The sequence below is a fragment of the Frankia sp. CcWB2 genome, from assembly GCF_977927585.1.
In genome coordinates this window covers 45,408-46,973 of record NZ_CDWRCM010000001.1, presented here as the reverse complement: position 1 = coordinate 46,973, position 1,566 = coordinate 45,408, and the positions used below count along the sequence as shown (strand labels likewise).

Below are 1,566 nucleotides of genomic sequence, written 5' to 3'. Positions count from 1 at the left end.
CCCGGCCGTTCGCATTCTCCCGGTATCGAACCCGTGGCCATCCCGCGGCGGCTTCCTGTTTTCGGCGAACGTCCGATCCGACACTCCGGCCCCGCGCCCCGGCCGGCCGGCCGGCCGGCCGGGCAGAGCCCACAATACCACAGAACTATGTCATTGATAATGCCGCTTGGCAGCTATCTGCCGGGTAGTGCGCCACTCCGGCACCTTCCGGTAAGGTGACATCGCGCGTGGAGGTGCCGTGTGGCCCGGGGGGGGGCTCACAGCACCGATGCAGCCGGAGGCGCAGTGCGGGTTCATCGAGCCCTATGCCCACGGTCCGTGGCGACTCCGCGTTCGCCTATGGGCACCATCAGCATGACCGTTCCGATCACGGCCGGTCGCGCCGGGCAACCCCGCGGCTCGGTCGGCGTCGTCGTCCGGACCGCTCCCGGAGGTCGTCGTGGGTAATCATTCGGCCGGTCGGCATTCACGCCAGCGCCAGGAAGTCGCCAGGCAGGCCACCGGCCGCCATTCGGCCGCGGCACCGACGACCTCCACCGCGGCAGCCGCGTCGTTCCCACCGCCGACCCCGCCACGGCCCCCGGTCGCCCCACCCGGCGAGCTCGACACGATCACCGGACCGCTGTCGGTGAGCACCTCCGCCCGCCGGGCCCGGGAGGCCACGGCCAGCCGGGTCGGCGATGCCGCCCAGCGTCGCCGGCCGCTGGACACGCTGTCCCGGACCGGCCGGCCACTGTTCGCCACGACGGCCACGACGGCCGCCGCCGGGGTCCAAGCCGGCGGCACCCTCGGCACCCTCTACGAACCCCTCCACGTTCCCGGGCCCACCTCCCCCACCGGGAGCCACCGGCCCGCCGACATCCATCCGGCGAGCCCGCCCGCCGAGAGCCCCGGCCGGTGCCCGGCGCGCACCGGGCACCGGCCAGTCGGCGGGGCAGCGGGCGGGTGCGGCTCGCCGCGGCGGGAACCGTCTCGCTCGCCGGGCTGTCCGCGCTGGTCGCCGGCGTAGCCCTGGGCGGCGATCCGACGGGCGCCACGACCGGCCCGAACGGCGGCGAGGTGCCTCGGGTCCAGTACACAGGCGGGGCCGCCTTCGGCTCCTCGCAGACGCAGGCCTCCCGCGACCGTCCGCAGGCCACCTTGCCCACTCCGCCCCAGGCGCTGCTGGCGCCGAGCACGAGCCAGTCCGGCCTGACCGCCCACCCGGGTAGTCCGTCCGGGCGATCAGGTTCCTCCCACGCCACCGGCGAGGCGTACCTGAGCCCCGGCACCTCGCCGATCCCGATCGTGCCACTGACGCCGCGGGACGAGCTCAGCTCACCCAACACGAGCCCCACCGACCTGCGTACCATCGCGCCCAGTCCGACGGGCACCGCCGGCGCGGCCACGACATCGCCGTCGCCGACCGACTCGTGGCCGTGGGGCGACCCGACCCCCTCCACGAGCCCGACGCCGACTTCGGCCGGTGGCTCCCTGCCGTTCCATCCGACGCCGATCGACGTCACTCCGCTGCTCGAGACATTCTTCGGTATGCAGGCCGGTGCCACGAAGGGCCACGCCGACCCG

The 1,566-nt window shown here is 74.6% G+C and carries 1 protein-coding gene and 1 pseudogene; one reads left to right on the top strand and one right to left on the bottom strand.

Going from position 1 to position 1,566, the window contains the following annotated elements:
- Positions 1-447 precede the first annotated feature (447 nt).
- On the bottom strand, positions 448-786 hold the full coding sequence (locus tag ACY45C_RS00240; protein ID WP_462185666.1) for a hypothetical protein: 339 nt from the start codon (positions 784-786) through the stop codon (positions 448-450).
- 111 nt (positions 787-897) lie between these two features.
- Between ACY45C_RS00240 and ACY45C_RS00235 the strand changes: the two are divergent.
- Positions 898-1,566 (top strand): annotated as a pseudogene (locus ACY45C_RS00235) (hypothetical protein); the annotation flags it as partial.